Here is a 16,228-nt window from a genome sequence, read left to right as displayed (position 1 = left end):
GGGTTCGGCCCCGCAACAATGTTGCGGGGTGGTGAATTCACCTCCATTGCCTACTCGTTCGGAGGACACTTGCCCCGAAGGCCATTTCTCGCTCGTCCTGGGAAGGGAACTCCATGTCCGAGGAGTTGTCGGTCAAACAAGTTGTGGCACAAGGGACCGCGATGGCTCTGGGCCGCGTCGAGGTCGAATCCGGCGGACCTTTCATGAGTGTCGCGACCGTGTCGATGAACACCAAGTAAACAGTACGGCAACTCTTTTCGACCATGCAGGAAACATCTGAGGATGGGGAGATCGGTTATGCGTATCGAGGATTACGGACTCATCGGAGATCTACAGACAGCCGCTCTGGTGGGCCGCGATGGCGCCATCGACTGGCTGTGTCTGCCTCGCTTCGATTCCGCGTCGTGCTTCGCCGCCCTGGTCGGGGACGAACGGCACGGCCGCTGGAGCCTGTCCCCGGTCGGCGAGGCGCGGGTCAGTGCTCGCCGCTACCGTCCGGGGACGCTGGTGCTCGAATCGGATTTCGAGACCGCCGACGGCATGGTGCGCATCATCGACTTCATGCCGCGGCGCGGCGACGGTCCACCCCGGGTGATGCGAATCGTCCAAGGTGTGCGCGGCCGGGTGCCGATGAAGATGGAACTGGTGATTCGCCCCGACTACGGGACCATTGCCCCGTGGGTGGAGCCGGAACCGGACGGAATCCGCGCCACCGCAGGACCGGACGCCTTCCGCCTCTGCACACCCGTGCCCCTGCAGATCAACAAGGGGACGGTCGGCGCCAGGTTCGTCGTCACCGAGGGTGGCCGTGCCCGGTTCGCTCTGTGCTGGCACTCCTCCTTCGAAGACGCGCCGACGATGGAGGACGCCGACTCGGCGCTGGCCCGCACCGAGGCGTGGTGGCGAGAGTGGAGTGGGCGCTGCGTGTACTCGGGCCCCTACCGCGATCAGGTGCTGACCTCCCTGATCGCGCTCAAGGCCATGACCTACGAAAAAACCGGCGGTATGGTCGCCGCGCCCACGACTTCCCTGCCCGAGGACGTCGGGGGAGTGCGCAACTGGGACTACCGCTACTGCTGGCTGCGTGACTCCGCGCTCGCCCTCGAGGCGTTGCTTGCCGCCGGGTATACCGACGAGGCGCTCGCCTTCCGGGATTTCCTCACGCGCGTCGGCACCGGCGATCCGACGAAGATTCAGATCATGTACGGAATCAGCGGGGAGCGGCGCCTCACCGAATTCGAACTCGTCGGCTTCCCCGGCTATGAAGACTCCCGGCCGGTCCGAGTCGGCAACGCGGCATCCGAGCAGTTCCAGCTCGACGTCTACGGCGAGGTCGTCGGCATGCTCTTCGCCGGTGCGGAGATCCTCGGCCGGATCGACCCCCGGCGGTGGCCGCGCTGGCAAAAGCTCATCGAGCACATCGAAACCATTTGGCGCGAACCCGACGACGGCATCTGGGAGACCCGCGGGCCTCGCCGGCATTTCACCCACTCCAAAGTGATGGCCTGGGTGGTCTTCGACCGAGCCGTGCGCCTGGCCGAACGGTTCGAACTCCCTGCCCCCATCGAGCGTTGGAGGCAGGTACGCGACGAAATTCACCGCGACGTCTGCGCCCATGGGTTCGACAGGCAGCGAAACACTTTCACGCAGTATTACGGGTCCGAGGAGCTCGACGCGAGCGTGCTCACCATTCCGCTCGTCGGCTTCCTGCCCGGTTCGGATGCCCGCGTGAGCGGAACGATCGACGCGATCACCCGTGGGCTCGGCCGCGACGGGTTCGTCTCGCGCTACTCGACGGCGCAGACCGACGACGGATTGGCCGGCGACGAAGGGCAGTTCCTGGCATGCTCGTTCTGGTTGGTCAGCGCGCTGGCCTTGAACGGGCGGACCGAACACGCCCGGGCCCTGTTCGAGCGGCTCATTGCCCTGTGCAACGACCTGGGCCTGCTTGCGGAGGAGTACGACGTCCGCCGGCGCCGGCAGGTCGGCAACTTTCCCCAGGCGTTCAGCCATCTCACGCTCATCGGCGCGGCGTATGCCATTGCCGGTGCCGAAGGCGGCGCACAAGTGGCCGATTCCGATCCACTAGGTGTTTCGACGCGCAGGATGACACCGGCATGATCGTGAATGTCACACACGAGGAAGGCGGGCCCGCGGCTTCGCGCTGGCGATCGGCGACTCATCCCTTCCTGTACGAGATCAACACCTGGCCGTGGTTGAACCGGTTGAGCACCGACACCGGTCGTCGCATCGACCTCGGGAGCGTGCCCGACGAGCACTGGGACGCCATCGCGGACCTCGGTTTCGACGCGGTGTGGCTGATGGGCGTATGGGAGCGCAGCCCGGCGGGTGTGACCATCGCGTTGGCCGACGGCGAACTCGTTTCCGCATTCGAGGCGACGCTCGACGACTACACACCGTCCGACGTCGTCGGATCGCCGTACTGCATCCGTGACTACGAGGTCGACTCGAATCTGGGCGGTCGGGCGGGTCTCGCGGCGGCGCGGGCAGCCCTCGCGAGGCGGGGACTCGGCCTGATCCTGGACTTCGTCCCGAACCATGTGGCACCCGACCACCCCTGGACGACAACTCATCCCGAGCGTTTCGTCCAGGGCACCGCGGCGGATCTCCGACACGACGCCACGTCGTTCGTCGATGTCGCCGGCCGGGTGCTGGCCAACGGGCGGGATCCCTACTTCCCGGCGTGGCCCGATGTCGTGCAGCTCAACGCCTTCTCCCCGGACCTGCGGTCGGCGGTGGTGGACACGCTCCGCCGGATCGCAGAGCAGTGCGACGGCGTCCGATGCGACATGGCGATGCTTATGATGAACGACACGTTCGGCCGAACGTGGGGCGCCCGGGCAGGCGACGCTCCCGCCGACGACTACTGGCCGACTGTGATTCCCGCGGTGCGCGAGAGCCATCCGACGTTCCATTTCATCGCCGAAGCGTACTGGGACCTGGAGTGGGCGCTGCAACAGCAGGGCTTCGACTTCTGCTACGACAAGCGCCTCTACGACCGCCTGGTCCAGGGGGATGCCGAGCAGGTGGGCGGCCATCTCCTCGCCGACCGCGACTACCAGGAGAAGCTGGTGCGGTTCATCGAAAATCATGACGAGCCAAGGGCAGCGACGGTATTCGACCCGGCACGGGAGAACGCTGCAGCGGTGGCGACACTCACCCAGACCGGGGCGCGTCTCGTGCACGACGGCCAGATGGAGGGCCGGCGTACACGGCTGCCGGTCTTCCTCGGGCGCTTCCCCACGGAGCCCGTCGACACCGACCGGTCCCTGTTCTACCGCTCGCTGCTGACGACACTCGGCGACAACACGTTCCGCACCGGCGTGTGGCAGCTGTGCGACCGCTCGGGCAGCCCTGGCAACGACCGCACCGAGGATCTGGTCGCGTGGTGCTGGGACGGCGACCGTCGATGGCTGGTCGTGGTGAACCTGGGCCCCGACACCGCGATCGGCTACGTGCGCGTGCCGTGGCACGACCTGCGCGGCGTGCCTTGCCGGCTCGTCGACCCCACCCACGACGCGGTCTTCGACCGTGCCGGCACCGACCTCTGCGACGGTCTGTACGTCGAGCTCGGTCCGTGGCAGTGGCACCTTTTCCGTATCGACTCCGCAGAGGAGCACACATGAGCAAGCATGCATCCGACGGACGCACCACGGCGGAACACGCCCGCCTCGCCGAGGCCACCGGCCGTGCCGAGGACGACCTGTTCGCGGCGAACCCGTGGTATGAGTGGGGTCCCTACCTGTCGGAGAGGGCGTGGGGCACCGTGCGCGAGGACTACAGCGACAGCGGCGACGCCTGGGAGTATTTCCCCCACGACCACGCCCGTTCACGCGCCTACCGATGGAACGAGGACGGCATGGCCGGGCTGTCCGACATCCACCACGACCTGTGCCTGGCGCTCACGCTGTGGAACGGCGCCGATCCGATCCTCAAGGAACGGATGTTCGGTCTCACGGGCCCGCAGGGCAACCACGGTGAGGACGCCAAGGAGTACTGGTGGTACCTCGAGGGCCTTCCGAGTCACGCACTCCTGCAGTGGCGATACCACTATCCGCAGGCCGAGTTCCCCTATCAGCAGCTGGTCGACGAGAACGCACGCCGCGGCCGCGGCGAATTCGAGTTCGAACTGCTCGACACCGGGGTGTTCGACGACGGTCGCTTCTGGGTCGTCGACGTCACGTACGCGAAGGCCGGTCCCACCGAAGTGCTGGCCCGCATCACTGTCCGGAACCACGGACCCGAAGAGGCCGACATCGACGTCCTCCCCACGGCATGGTTCCGCAACACGTGGCGTTCGTCCGGGAGCGCCGAGATCCCCGGCCTGTCCCTCGACGGGGACGCCGTCGTCGTCGATCACCCGCGCCTGCGCGGCTATCGGCTCGAGGCGGCCCCCGCGAGCGACGGGACGCGGCCCGAACCCTTGTTCTGCGACAACGAAACCAACACCGCCCGGCTGTTCGGTGCGGCACCGATCACCCCGTTCCCGAAGGACGGCATCAACGACCACATCGTCGCCGGCGCAGACACCGTCAACCCCGACCTACGGGGAACGAAGGCGGCGTGGCGCTATCACCTGACGGTTGCCGCCGGGGAAACCGTGGAGCTGCGACTGCGCCTGTGGCGGCCCGAGCCGACCGGCTCTGCACCACAATCGACGATATGGTCGACGACTGCGTTCGACAACGTCCTCGCCCGCCGGCACGCGGACGCCGACGAGTTCTACCGCACCCTCGCCCCGAGCGACATCGATCCCGAACGCATGCGGATCCTCCGGCAGTCGTGCGCCGGTCTGATCTGGAGCAAGCAGATGTACCCGTATCGGATGACGACCTGGCTCGACGGCGATCCCGCCGAACCGGCTCCACCGCCGGGACACCGCAGCGGTCGCAACACCGGGTGGCGGCACCTCGACTCGTTCGACCTCCTGGCGATGCCCGACCCGTGGGAATACCCCTGGTTCGCCGCGTGGGACCTCGCATTCCACACGGTCCCCTGGGCACATCTCGATCCCGCCTTCGCCAAGTACCAGCTCATCGTGCTGCTCAAAGAGTGGTTCCTCCACCCCAACGGCGCCCTCCCCGCCTACGAATGGAGCTTCGACGACGTGAACCCGCCGGTGCACGCGCTGGCCGCACTGCGGGTATTCCTCATCGACGGCGGTGAGGACGTCGAGTTCCTCGAACGTGTCTTCCAGAAACTCCTGCTCAACTTCACGTGGTGGCTCAACCGCCAGGACCCCGACGGGAACAACCTCATCGGCGGCGGCTTCCTCGGGCTCGACAACATCAGTCCCCTGGACCGCTCCCACCTCCCTCCGGGGGTACGGCTGGAACAGGCCGACGGGACGGGGTGGCTGGCCTATTACTCCGCCGCCATGCTCGTTCTCGCCCTGACCCTGGCCGACGACAACGACGTCTACGAGGACATGGTCGTCAAGTTCCTGGAGCAGTTCGCGTTGATCACGGCGGCGCTCGACGAGTCGGGGCTGTACGACCCGAACGATGGATTCTTCTACGATCGGCTCGTCGACGCCGGTGGTAACGCCACGCCGATCCGGGTGCAGACTCTGGTCGGCGTGATACCGGTCCTGGTGGCTGTGTCTGTTCCCGAGCGCAATTCGGAACGGGCGCAACGGCTGAGCAAGCGCTTCGCTCGTATGGTGCGCGCGAAGGGAACGGGCTCGGATCAGTCGTGGCGGGTGCGGACCGCCGACACCGAGCGCCGACTGCTGCTGTCGCTGCTGACGGAGCAGCAGCTTCGAACCGTGCTCGCGACACTCTTCGACGAGGACGCCTTCCTCTCACCGCACGGGCTGCGCTCGCTGTCCAAGCAGTTCGAGTCGCCATACACCCTGCCGGGCACACCGGACGCGGTGATCGACTACCAGCCGGCCGAGTCCCGCACTTCGATGTACGGCGGCAACTCGAACTGGCGGGGCCCCGTCTGGTTCCCCGTCAACTACCTCGTGATCCGGGCGTTGCTGCAGTACGCACAGTTCTTCGGTGACGACTTCACCATCGACTACCCCACCGGTTCGGGGCGACGCCTCACCCTCCGGCAGGTCGCCGACGACCTAGCCGACCGCCTCGTCGGCATCTGGCTGCCGGACGCCGAAGGGAACCGGCCGGTGAACGGCGGCGAGAAACTACTCCAGACCGACTCCGCATGGAAGTACAACCATCTGTTCTACGAGTACTTCCACGGCGACAACGGTGCCGGTCTCGGCGCGTCCCACCAAACCGGCTGGACTGCGCTTGTGGCCGATCTGATCCTCGACCCGCCCGGTCGTAGCGCATGGATCGTCGGATCCGACGCCAATCCTGCCGATCCGTGATAGAACAGGTGTCAGTTTCGGGGGTGGACGAAGGGTGAATGCCGTGGATCTCGAGGCCGTCGCCGCGATCAGCAGGCTCAAGTACACGTATCTGCGGGCCCTGGACACGAAGTGCTGGGACGAGTTCGCCGACACGCTCCTTCCCGACGCGACCGCGAACTACGGCGAGCATCTCGCGTTCGAGTCGCGGGACGCCCTGGTCGCGTTCATGAAGTCGAATCTGGGGCCGCAGACCATCACCGAGCATCACTGCGGTCACCCGGAGATCGACGTCGACGGCGACACGGCGACGGGGCGGTGGTTCCTCTCCGACACCGTGCTGATCCCGGAGCACGACATGGTGCTGCGGGGGGCGGCGTTCTACTCCGACCGCTACGTCCGCGGGCCGGACGGTCGATGGCGGATCGCCCACACCGGATACGAGCGGACGTACGAGGCGGTGATGTCGCTGTCCGACATTCCCAGCTTCCGGCTGACGGCCAACCGGTGGGCAGCCGACGCGCAATCGGACCGAGGGGACTCGTGATGGGGACATTGGACGGCAAGGTCGCACTGATCACCGGCGCCGGGCAGGGCGTGGGCGCCGGGATGGCGTTCGCGCTGGCCAAGGAGGGTGCGCGGATCGCGGTGGTCGGGCGCACGGAGGCGAAACTCGTCGACACGTGCGCCGCCATCGCCGACTTTGGCGGCGTGGCCGAGCCGATCGTCTGCGACGTCAGCAAACGCGATCAGCTGGCACCGATGGTCGACCGCGTCGTGGAGGTGTTCGGCGGGATCGACATCCTCGTCAACAACGCCAACGCGAGCGCGCTCGGACCGCTCCTGGAGATCACGCCGAAGCTTCTCGACCGCGCGATGGCCGTCGGCCCGGTGGCCACCCTGTTCCTGATGCAGCTGTGTTACCCGCACCTGAAGGCGCGCGGCGGCGGCTCGATCATCAATCTCGTCAGCTCGTCGGCGGTGCGCTGGGACACGAGCGGTTACGGGCTGTACGCGGCCACCAAGGAGGCGATGCGCTCGCTCACCCGGACCGCGGCCAGCGAATGGGGCCCGGACGGCATCCGCGTCAACGCCATTGCGCCGCACGCGCTGTCCCCGGGGCTGAAGTGGTGGACGGAGACCAATCCGGAGGAGGCCGCCGAGTTCGTGAAGTCGATTCCGCTCGGCCGGATCGGTGATTGCGAACGCGACATCGGGCGCGCCGTCGTCTTCCTCGTGGGTCCCGACGCCGGTTACCTGTCGGGGGCCACCATCCCGCTCGACGGCGGTCAGGCGCGCTGGAGCTGATCGCACGCGATTGCCGCGAGCTTGCTCATTTCCCTCCCATCCGGTAGGAATTGCTTCGTGCATACGACTCACCTGGTGCGACGCCTGACCGTCGACCTGTGCCGTACGTGCGCCAACATCTGTTGTTGCTGATGGCCCCGGCGCGCGTACCGCGTGCTGTCCATTCCTCGGTAGGCTCCGGCATCCGGTAATTCCTCACGCATCCTCCGCGTTCGCAGGTCCGGGCCGGTGCTCCCGTACCCAGGCACGATCCACCTTGGCGGAAAGACATCATGAGCACTGCATTCGAAACCAGGACAGCGTCGCTGACGCTCGACAAGTTCGGCCCGTCGTTCGGGGCCGAGATCATCGGACTGGACGTCGCGTCCGCCACCGACGCCGAGGTGGCCGCGATCCGTTCGGCGCTGACCGAGCACAAGGTGCTGGTCCTGCGGGGCCAGTCGCTCGACGACTCGGGCCACATCGAGTTCGGTCGCCGGCTCGGTCGGCTTACCGCGGGCCACCCCGTCCACGACAGCGGCAACGTGGCCCGGGAGGTGTACGCGCTCGACAGCCAGGACAACGGTTTCGCCGACGTGTGGCACACCGACGTCACGTTCATGAAGCGGCCGCCGCTCGGGTCGATCCTCCGTCCCGTCGTCCTCCCACCGCACGGCGGCGACACCAACTGGGCCGACAGCCAACTGGCGTACGAGTCGCTGTCGCTGCCGATCCGGCAGATGATCGACCAGCTGACCGCGGTCCACGACGGCAACCGCGAATTCGGGTACTACCTCGCGCAGAAGCGCGGCGGCAAGGGAAACGTCTGGGACGGTGAGGAAGTCACCGCACTCGTGCCCGTCGAGCATCCCGTCGTGCGGGTTCACCCGGAAACGGGCCGCAAGGGCATCTTCGTGAACCCGGGCTTCACGTCCCACATCGCCGGAGTCTCCGAGGCGGAGAGCCGGGGGATCCTCGACTTCCTGTACGCCCACCTCACCAAACCGGAGCACGTCGTGCGGCACCGCTGGCGCCTCGGCGACCTCGTGCTGTGGGACAACCGCAGTACCGCGCACTACGCGAACCGCGACTACGGAACCCAGCACCGCGTCATGCACCGCATCACGCTGGAAGGCGATGTGCCGGTGGGCCCGCAGTAGGGCAACGTGCGCATTCACCGGGCGGGCGGCGTCCGCAGCGACTAGCGTCACGATCCGTGACCCCGGCATCGGACATCTCACGACGCAAGTTCCTCGCCTCCGCCGCAGCGGCAGGCGGCGCCGTATTCCTCAGTTCGTGGGCGGGCCCGGTGATCGACCGGGCGTACGCGCAGGATCCGGGTGGCAGCGGGTCGCTGAACGACATCGAGCACTTCGTCTACCTCATGCAGGAGAACCGCTCGTTCGACCACTATTACGGCACGCTGTCGGGGGTGCGCGGCTTCGACGACCCGTCGCCGGCGTGGCAGCAGTACGGCTGGACGCCGGGCGTCGGGCCGACGCCGACCGGGTTTCTCAACCCGTTCCGGCTCGACACCACGCAGGGCACGCACCTCGACGGCGAATGCATCAACGACCCCACCCATTCGTGGGGTCCGCAGCACGACGCGTGGAACGGCGGCGCGATGGACCGGTGGATGCCGGTGCACATCGCGCACGAGGGGCCGCTCAACGGTCCCGCCACGATGGGCTACTACACGCGGGCCGACATCCCGGTGCACTACGACCTCGCCGACGCCTTCACGATCTGCGACCACTACTTCTGCTCCGTGCTCGGGCCGACGGACCCGAACCGGCTCTACTGGATGACGGGAACGATCGACCCGGACGGGCTGGCGGGCGGTCCGCTCGTCGAGACGCCGACCGTGATCCCGAGGTTCGCCTACTCCTGGCGCACCTATCCGGAGAACCTGCAGGAGGCCGGCGTCAGCTGGAAGGTGTACGCGAACAAGGACCTCGGGCCGGTGTCGAGTGTCGCGCTCGACGGGATGCTCGGCTGCTTCACGCAATATAGCGACCCGAATTCGGAACTCGCTCGCCGCGGCCTCGATCCGACGTACCCGAACGACTTCCGGGCCGACGTCGCGAACGGCACCCTGCCCGCGGTGTCCTGGATCGTCCCCAACATCTTCACGTGCGAGCACCCGGCGCTGCCCCCGGCCGCGGGTGCGGTCGGGATCGTCGAGGTGCTCGACATCCTCACGTCCAACCCGGCGATCTGGGAGAAGACGGCGCTGATCATCAGTTACGACGAGAACGGCGGCTTCTTCGACCACGTCACCCCGCCCACCCCGCCGCCGGGCACCCCGGGCGAATACCTGACGGTCCCGTTGAACACGGTGTCGGAGAGCGAGAACAATCCGGGTCCGATCGGCCTCGGTTTCCGGGTACCGTCGCTGATCATCTCGCCGTACAGCCGCGGCGGCCTCGTCGCGTCCGACACGTTCGACCACACGTCGCAGCTGCGGCTGCTGGAGAAGCGGTTCGGCGTGCCCGTCCCCAACCTCACCGACTGGCGCCGCGGCGCCGTCGGCGACATGACGTCCGCGTTCGACTTCTCGTCGGCACCGAACTCCGGTGTTCCCGCGATGACCGACCCCGGGCCACGCCTGCAGGCGGCGATCGCGCAGTGCGGGCCGAACGTGGCCGCGGGGACGCTCAACGCCGGTGCGCCCTACCCGGTTCCGCCGAACCAGATGCCCGTGCAGGAACCGTCGCCGCTGCGGCGTCGGCCCAGCGGGCTGATCATGTAGCAACCTGCGCTCAGAGTCGGACCGTCCGGCCCCCGTCGATCGACTGCAGGATCGCCAGCGCGGCGGTCACCGAACGCAGTCCGTCGTGTCCCGTCGCCACGGGTTCACCGTCCCCGCGGACGGCGTCGACGAACGCCCGGATCCCCGGTGCGTAGAGGTTGTCGACGGCCTCGAGCGGGACGGCCGTGTCCTGCCCGTTCGTGATCATGCGCAGCGTCCCGGTGGGATCGGGGCGCATGCAGTCGGTGGCGACGAGAGTGCCCGACTTCCCGTGGATCTCGAATCCGGTGACGCCACCGGGGACCGTGTACGCGTCGTGGAGGGAGAACAGGGTGTTCGTGCCGAGGACGCCGCTCGTCATCGCGGCATCCGCCGGACCGTCACTGAGCCCCTGGCACACCCCCACCGCCGTCACCGTGGTCGGTTCCATCCCGGTCACGAAGCGGAGCGTGTCGATGTCGTGCACCGCGAGGTCGAGGACGACGCCGCCGCCCACGCCGTCGAGGCGCCACCCACGCAGGGCCTGGCGCAGCAGGATCGTGTTGCTCACGCGCACGGAGAGGATGTCGCCGATCGCGCCCTCCGCCAGCATCTTCCGCGCCGCTCGATGAACGGGGTGGGTGCGGAGGTGATGGTTCGTCGCGAACACGACCCCCGCGGCCGCGGCCGCGTCGACCATCTTCTGTGCCTGAGTGACGTCGAACGAGAGCGGCTTCTCGCACAGCACGTGCAGACCCGCGTCGATCGCGGCCATGGCGTGGTCGAAGTGCTTGTCGTTCGTGGAGGAGATGTAGGCGGCCTGGACGTCCCCGCCCACCGCCTCGCGCAGGTCGTCGGTGGCGGACTCGATGTCGTGGGTCCGCCGGTAGTCCTCTGCGCGCGCCGCGTCACCGCTGAGCACGACTGCCGCGGTCTCCCCGCACTCGCGCAGCGCGGGGAGCACGCGGGTGGCAGCGATGTTGCTCGCGCCGAGAATCGCCCACCTCATGAGCTTCGGTCCTTCCTGGGGCCGGTGGGTCCGGCCTTCCCTCGGCGGACTGTACGCCGAGTTCAGTGAGCGCACTACTGTTCGTTATACGAACATGCGGGACCGGCTCAGGGGCGGAGGGCGTCGACGGTTTCTTCGCCGGAGGTCGTGGGATCCGGAGTCGCGTCGCCGACCTGACGGGTCCGCTGACGGTAGATCCCGATTCCGACCACCACGACGGCGAGGCCCATCGAGACGTACATCTGGCTCCTGGTCTCCGGCAGCACGAGCATGCCGATGCAGAGCGCGATGATGGCGGCGATGGTGCACCACGTCAGATAGGGGAACAACCACATCTTCAGCGTGAGGTCCTTGCCCTCGGTCTCGAGCCGGCGCCGCATGCGCAGCTGCGACACCGAGATCGCCAGCCACACGAACAGGGCGATCGCGCCCGAGGAGTTGACGAGGAACAGGAACACGGTGTCCGGGTACAGGAAGTTGAGGCCCACTGTCAGGAACCCCACGACCGTCGAGACGAGCACGGCCTGGCGCGGAACGCCGGACGAGCCGATCTCCGACAACGAGGCCGGGGCGTCGCCGCGGCGGGAGAGCGAGAAGATCATGCGGCTCGCCGTGTACAGGCCGGAGTTCAGGCAGGACAGCACGGACGTGAGCACGACGACGTCCATGATGTTGCCTGCCGCCGGGATGCCGAACGAATCCATGACCGCGACGTATGGGCTCAGCGCGACGGAGGCGTCGTCCCAGGGGAGCAGCGTCACGACGATGGCGATGGACCCGATGTAGAAGATGAGGATGCGCCACACGACGGACCGCACGGCGTTGCGCACCGCCGCGACGGGGTTCGCGGATTCACCGGCCGCGATGGTGGCGATCTCGGCGCCGAAGAAGGAGAACACGACCACGAGTACCGCCGCGAAGACGGCACCTGCCCCGTTGGGGAAGAACCCGCCGTGACCGGTGAGGTTGGTGAGTCCGGGTGCTTCGACACCGGGCAGGAATCCGCAGATCGCGAGGATGCCGAGTCCCAGGAAGATGACGATCGCCGCGACCTTGATCGACGCGAACCAGAATTCGAACTCGCCGAACGACTTCACGGACGCGATGTTCGTCAGCGTGAGCAGCACCATCAGGATCAGTGCCCAACTCCACTGCGGGACGTCGGGGATCCACCGGTTCATGATGACGGCGCCCGCTGTCGCCTCGATGCCGAGGACGATGATCCAGAACCACGCGTAGAGCCAGCCGATGCTGAATCCCGCCCATCGGCCGATCGCCTGGTCCGCGTACGCGGAGAACGAACCGGTCTCGGGGTTGGCGGTCGACATCTCGCCGAGCATGCGCATCACGAGGATGACGACGATGCCTGCGAGTGCGTAGGCGACCAGAACGCCGGGGCCCGTCTCGCGGATCGCGACCCCGGAGCCCACGAAGAGGCCTGCTCCGATCACCCCCGCGATAGCGATCATCGAGAGGTGCCGCTTCTTCAGTGTGTGCTGAAGTTGCGGATCGGTGGTTCCTGACATGGAGAAATCCCTTCGGCGCTACTCCGGATGTGATGTGGGTCGCTGATTCGAGAAAGTGTGGACGAGTCGCGACGGCCGCGGAACCGCCGATTCGGTGAATTTGGAGCGGCCGGGATAGACGAATCGGCAGTACCACGCATCTATGCGGCCTTGACAAGGCGGAAACGCTATGGCTACCGTCACATTATTCAACCAGCGGACACGCGTTCGACATACGAACACACTGGGTCCGGCATCAACGTAGACGGGACATCGGAATGAGCGATCACGCCTTCACCCCGGCGGCCGAGAAGCAGGCGCGAAGAGCAGCGCTGAGCAGCTTCGTCGGCGCGGTCATCGACTGGTACGACTTCCTGCTCTACGGGCTGGTCGCGGCACTGGTGTTCAACTCGGAGTTCTTCCCGAACGTCAGCCCGGCGATCGGAACCCTCGCCGCGTTCGCGACGTTCGGCGTCGGATTCCTGTTCCGCCCGCTCGGCGGCGTGGTGTTCGGCCACTACGGCGACCGCATCGGACGCAAGCGGATGCTGATCCTCACCGTGCTGATCATGGGCACGAGTACCGCGCTGATCGGACTGCTGCCGTCCTTCGCGTCGATCGGCTGGTGGGCGCCGGTGCTGCTCGTCACGCTGCGCGCCATCCAGGGCTTCGCCGTCGGCGGCGAGTGGGGTGGGGCCGCGCTGATGGCCGTCGAGAGCGCGCCGCCGAAGAAGAAGGCGTTCTACAGCAGCGGAGTGCAGGTCGGGTACTCGGTCGGACTCATCCTCGCCACCGGATTCGTCATGCTCATGAGCAACCTGACCACCGAGGACGCGTTCAGCCAGTGGGGTTGGCGTGTTCCGTTCGTCGCCAGCGTCGTCCTGGTCGGAATCGGTCTGTGGATCCGCGCTGGAGTGCAGGAGAGCCCCGAATTCGTCGAGAAGGTCGAGAAGGTCGAAGAGGAGAGCCCGGAGGAGAAGAAGCGGATCCCGCTCGTGGAGGCACTGCGTAACCACCCGAAGGCGTTCCTCCAGATCATCGGCCTGCGTTTCGCCGAACTGTTCTCCATGTACATCGTCACCACGTTCGCGCTCAGCTACTCCACGCAGGAACTGGGGATGGAGCGCAACTTCATGCTCAACGTCGGTCTGCTCGTCGGCGCCGTGGGTATCGGCACCATCCCGCTGTTCGCCTGGCTGTCCGACAAGCACGGCCGGCGCCGCGTCTACATCCTCGGCGCACTGATCGGCGCGGTGTGCGCGTTCCCGTTCTTCATCTTCCTCGAGCACGGGTCGATGATCGGCACCGTCATCCTGGCCGTGCTGCTGGTCAACATCTCCCACGACATGGTCGTCAGCGTGCAGCAGCCGCTGTTCACCGAGATGTTCGGAGCGGAGTACCGGTACAGCGGTGCGGGCGTCGGGTACCAGGTGGCCAGCGCGATCGGCGGCGGCTTCACCCCGTTCATCGCGGCGGCCCTGGTCACCGCGAGCGGCGGGTCCTGGCACCTGGTGGCCGTGTACCTGGCAGGCGGCTGCGTCGCCAGCGCCCTGATCGCGTGGCGACTGCAACCCGATTCGGCTGCTGACGTGGCGGACGCCGCCACGGCCGCGAAGCTCGAGAACGCGCACTGAGCCGGTAGACGAGGAGACGACGGTCATGGCTGCACAGTCGGTGCTCTGCGGACTCATCGGAGACGGGATCGACGGTTCGTTCTCGCCCGCACTGCACGAGGCCGAGGGGCACGCGCAGGGGATGAACTACGTGTACCGGCTCCTCGACCTCGAGCGTCTGCACGGGGCGGCGGCCACCGTCGAGGGCATCATCGACCTGGCACGGCAGTGGGGGTTCGACGGGCTCAACGTCACCCACCCGTACAAGCAGCAGGTGATGGCGTACCTCGACGAATTGTCGCCGGACGCCGCGCGACTCGAGGCCGTCAATACGGTGGTGTTCACCGCGGGCAGGGCCGTCGGGCACAACACGGACTGGACCGGGTTCGGCAGCAGCCTGGGCCGCGAACTGCCGGGTGCGAGCCTCGACCGGGTTGTGCAGATCGGGGCGGGCGGCGCCGGGGTCGCCGTCGCCTACTCGGCGCTGTCCCGGGGCGCCGGGCACCTCACCGTGACGGATGTCGATCCCGATCGTGCCGAACACTGCCGGGACACGATGCGAAAGTTGTTTCCCGGCAGCGTCGTCGACGCGGTTCCGGCGTCGGAGATCGCCGGGCCGCTCGCGGAGGCGTCCGGTCTGATCAACGCCACACCAATCGGCATGGTCGGATTCCCCGGCACCCCCGTGCCCGTGGAACTGCTGCGCCCCGACCTCTGGGTCGCCGACGTGATCTACCGGCCGATCGAGACGCCGTTGATCCGGGCGGCCCGCGCGCTCGGTGCGCCCACCCTCGGCGGCGCCGGTATGAACGTCTTTCAGGCCGCCGACGCGTTCCAGCTGTTCACCGGTGTCACACCGGATTTCGAGCGCATGTACGCGCACGTGCTGATGCTCGTCGACCAGCAGTCCCGGCGCGCCGCGTAGGCGGTCAGCCCAGCGACAGGTCGGAACCGATCCGCTCCGCCGTCGCGACGAGTTTCGGCACCACCGTCGCCTCGACGTCGGAGCGCGTGTACTGGGTGCCCTGCAGCGAGGAGTTGAGGGCGGCGACCACGGCGCCCGTCCGATCGCGGATGGGAACGGCCGCGCCGCGGATGCCGACCTCGAGTTCGTTCTCCGACATCGACCAGCCGTCCCTGGCGACCTGCCCGACCGCGGTGCGCAGCTGGTCGACGTCCGAGATCGTCTGCGGGGTGAACGACTGGAACGTGGTGGTCTTCAGGTAGTCGCCGAGAGCGTCGGCCGACAGTCCCGCCAGCAGCACCCGCCCCGTGGACGTCGCGTACGCGGGGAACCGCATGCCCACCGTGATGGAGATGCGGATGATCCGGGGTGAGCGGACCCGCGCCACGTACACCACGTCGGGGCCGTCGAGGATGGTGACGGAGATGGTCTCGCCCAGTTCCTTCGCGAGAGCCTCGATGTGCGGATCGGCGACCTGCGGCAGTCGCAGCGCGGCAAGATACGAGAAACCGAACCGCAGCACCCGGGGCGTGAGCGAGAAGTTACGGCCGTCGAGACGCAGGAAACCCTTGTCCACCAAGGTGAGCAGAATGCGGCGCGCCGTGGAGCGGGTGATCCCGACGCTCTGCGCCACCTCGCTCAGCGTGCGCTCCCGGTGCTGCTCGTCGAAACATTCGAGGACGCTCAGTCCGCGGTCCAGTGACTCGAGGAAGTACCGTTCACCCGATGCCGGCTGCTCGGCCACCTCAGCAGCCACCTGTTTCGCACACGCCGTCATGGTA

At 67.3% G+C, this 16,228-nt stretch carries 12 protein-coding genes; 9 read left to right on the top strand and 3 right to left on the bottom strand.

The window, feature by feature from the left end; all coding sequences use genetic code 11:
- Nucleotides 1-276: 276 nt before the first annotated feature.
- The 7 genes from JWS14_RS13010 to JWS14_RS12980 all read left to right on the top strand — a co-directional run bounded on the left by JWS14_RS13010 (nt 277) and on the right by JWS14_RS12980 (nt 10,376).
- Nucleotides 277-2,121 (top strand): glycoside hydrolase family 15 protein, encoded by a 1,845-nt coding sequence (locus JWS14_RS13010; protein ID WP_255315003.1) that lies wholly within the window; start codon nt 277-279, stop codon nt 2,119-2,121.
- Nucleotides 2,118-3,647 carry an alpha-amylase family glycosyl hydrolase gene (locus tag JWS14_RS13005; RefSeq protein ID WP_206013427.1) on the top strand — a complete coding sequence of 510 codons (1,530 nt, stop codon included), beginning with the start codon at nt 2,118-2,120 and terminating at the stop codon, nt 3,645-3,647. Before JWS14_RS13010 ends, JWS14_RS13005 begins: the two co-directional genes overlap by 4 nt.
- Nucleotides 3,644-6,358 carry an MGH1-like glycoside hydrolase domain-containing protein gene (locus JWS14_RS13000; protein WP_206013426.1) on the top strand — a complete coding sequence of 905 codons (2,715 nt, stop codon included), beginning with the start codon at nt 3,644-3,646 and terminating at the stop codon, nt 6,356-6,358. Before JWS14_RS13005 ends, JWS14_RS13000 begins: the two co-directional genes overlap by 4 nt.
- A 43-nt stretch (nt 6,359-6,401) precedes the next feature.
- Complete coding sequence (locus tag JWS14_RS12995) at nt 6,402-6,884, top strand: nuclear transport factor 2 family protein (RefSeq protein WP_072946397.1); 483 nt, start codon at nt 6,402-6,404, stop codon at nt 6,882-6,884.
- The gene (locus JWS14_RS12990; protein ID WP_072946396.1) at nt 6,884-7,645 is read left to right on the top strand and encodes an SDR family NAD(P)-dependent oxidoreductase; all 762 of its coding nucleotides are present in this window, start codon (nt 6,884-6,886) and stop codon (nt 7,643-7,645) included. Before JWS14_RS12995 ends, JWS14_RS12990 begins: the two co-directional genes overlap by 1 nt.
- Before the next feature lie 272 nt (nt 7,646-7,917).
- Nucleotides 7,918-8,784, top strand: coding sequence for a TauD/TfdA dioxygenase family protein (locus JWS14_RS12985; RefSeq protein WP_072946395.1), 867 nt, complete (start codon nt 7,918-7,920; stop codon nt 8,782-8,784).
- Between the two features lie 56 nt (nt 8,785-8,840).
- Nucleotides 8,841-10,376, top strand: coding sequence for a phospholipase C (locus JWS14_RS12980; RefSeq protein ID WP_206013425.1), 1,536 nt, complete (start codon nt 8,841-8,843; stop codon nt 10,374-10,376).
- Between the two features lie 10 nt (nt 10,377-10,386).
- Here the strand turns inward: JWS14_RS12980 and JWS14_RS12975 are convergent, their stop codons facing one another.
- Complete coding sequence (locus JWS14_RS12975; RefSeq protein WP_206013423.1) at nt 10,387-11,364, bottom strand: Gfo/Idh/MocA family protein; 978 nt, start codon at nt 11,362-11,364, stop codon at nt 10,387-10,389.
- Nucleotides 11,365-11,471: 107 nt separating this feature from the next.
- Nucleotides 11,472-12,890, bottom strand: a complete 1,419-nt coding sequence (locus JWS14_RS12970) for an amino acid permease (RefSeq protein WP_206013421.1) — start codon at nt 12,888-12,890, stop codon at nt 11,472-11,474.
- Nucleotides 12,891-13,147: 257 nt separating this feature from the next.
- Between JWS14_RS12970 and shiA the strand changes: the two genes are divergently transcribed.
- Both shiA and JWS14_RS12960 read left to right on the top strand, forming a co-directional pair.
- A complete protein-coding gene (gene shiA / locus JWS14_RS12965; RefSeq protein WP_072946391.1) occupies nt 13,148-14,503 on the top strand; it encodes a shikimate transporter in 1,356 nt (451 codons plus the stop codon).
- A 25-nt stretch (nt 14,504-14,528) separates the two neighbouring features.
- Nucleotides 14,529-15,407 (top strand): shikimate dehydrogenase, encoded by an 879-nt coding sequence (locus JWS14_RS12960; RefSeq protein ID WP_072946390.1) that lies wholly within the window; start codon nt 14,529-14,531, stop codon nt 15,405-15,407.
- Nucleotides 15,408-15,411: 4 nt separating this feature from the next.
- Here the strand turns inward: JWS14_RS12960 and JWS14_RS12955 are convergent, their stop codons facing one another.
- Nucleotides 15,412-16,224: an IclR family transcriptional regulator domain-containing protein gene (locus JWS14_RS12955; RefSeq protein WP_371851574.1), complete on the bottom strand. Its 813-nt coding sequence runs from the start codon at nt 16,222-16,224 to the stop codon at nt 15,412-15,414.
- Nucleotides 16,225-16,228 lie beyond the last annotated feature (4 nt).

This window comes from Rhodococcus koreensis, assembly GCF_017068375.1.
In the GTDB taxonomy this organism is placed as follows: domain Bacteria; phylum Actinomycetota; class Actinomycetes; order Mycobacteriales; family Mycobacteriaceae; genus Rhodococcus_F; species Rhodococcus_F koreensis.
The sequence above is the reverse complement of the archived record's forward strand: the minus strand, read 5'-3'. Positions and strand labels throughout refer to the sequence as shown.

Coding starts and splice junctions, on each gene's coding strand:
- JWS14_RS13005 (WP_206013427.1), top strand. CDS start 2,118: ATGATCGTGAATGTCACACACGAGGAAGGCGGGCCCGCGGCTTCGCGC.
- JWS14_RS13000 (WP_206013426.1), top strand. CDS start 3,644: ATGAGCAAGCATGCATCCGACGGACGCACCACGGCGGAACACGCCCGC.
- JWS14_RS12990 (WP_072946396.1), top strand. CDS start 6,884: ATGGGGACATTGGACGGCAAGGTCGCACTGATCACCGGCGCCGGGCAG.
- JWS14_RS12985 (WP_072946395.1), top strand. CDS start 7,918: ATGAGCACTGCATTCGAAACCAGGACAGCGTCGCTGACGCTCGACAAG.
- JWS14_RS12975 (WP_206013423.1), bottom strand. CDS start 11,364: ATGAGGTGGGCGATTCTCGGCGCGAGCAACATCGCTGCCACCCGCGTG.
- JWS14_RS12970 (WP_206013421.1), bottom strand. CDS start 12,890: ATGTCAGGAACCACCGATCCGCAACTTCAGCACACACTGAAGAAGCGG.
- shiA (WP_072946391.1), top strand. CDS start 13,148: ATGAGCGATCACGCCTTCACCCCGGCGGCCGAGAAGCAGGCGCGAAGA.
- JWS14_RS12960 (WP_072946390.1), top strand. CDS start 14,529: ATGGCTGCACAGTCGGTGCTCTGCGGACTCATCGGAGACGGGATCGAC.
- JWS14_RS12955 (WP_371851574.1), bottom strand. CDS start 16,224: ATGACGGCGTGTGCGAAACAGGTGGCTGCTGAGGTGGCCGAGCAGCCG.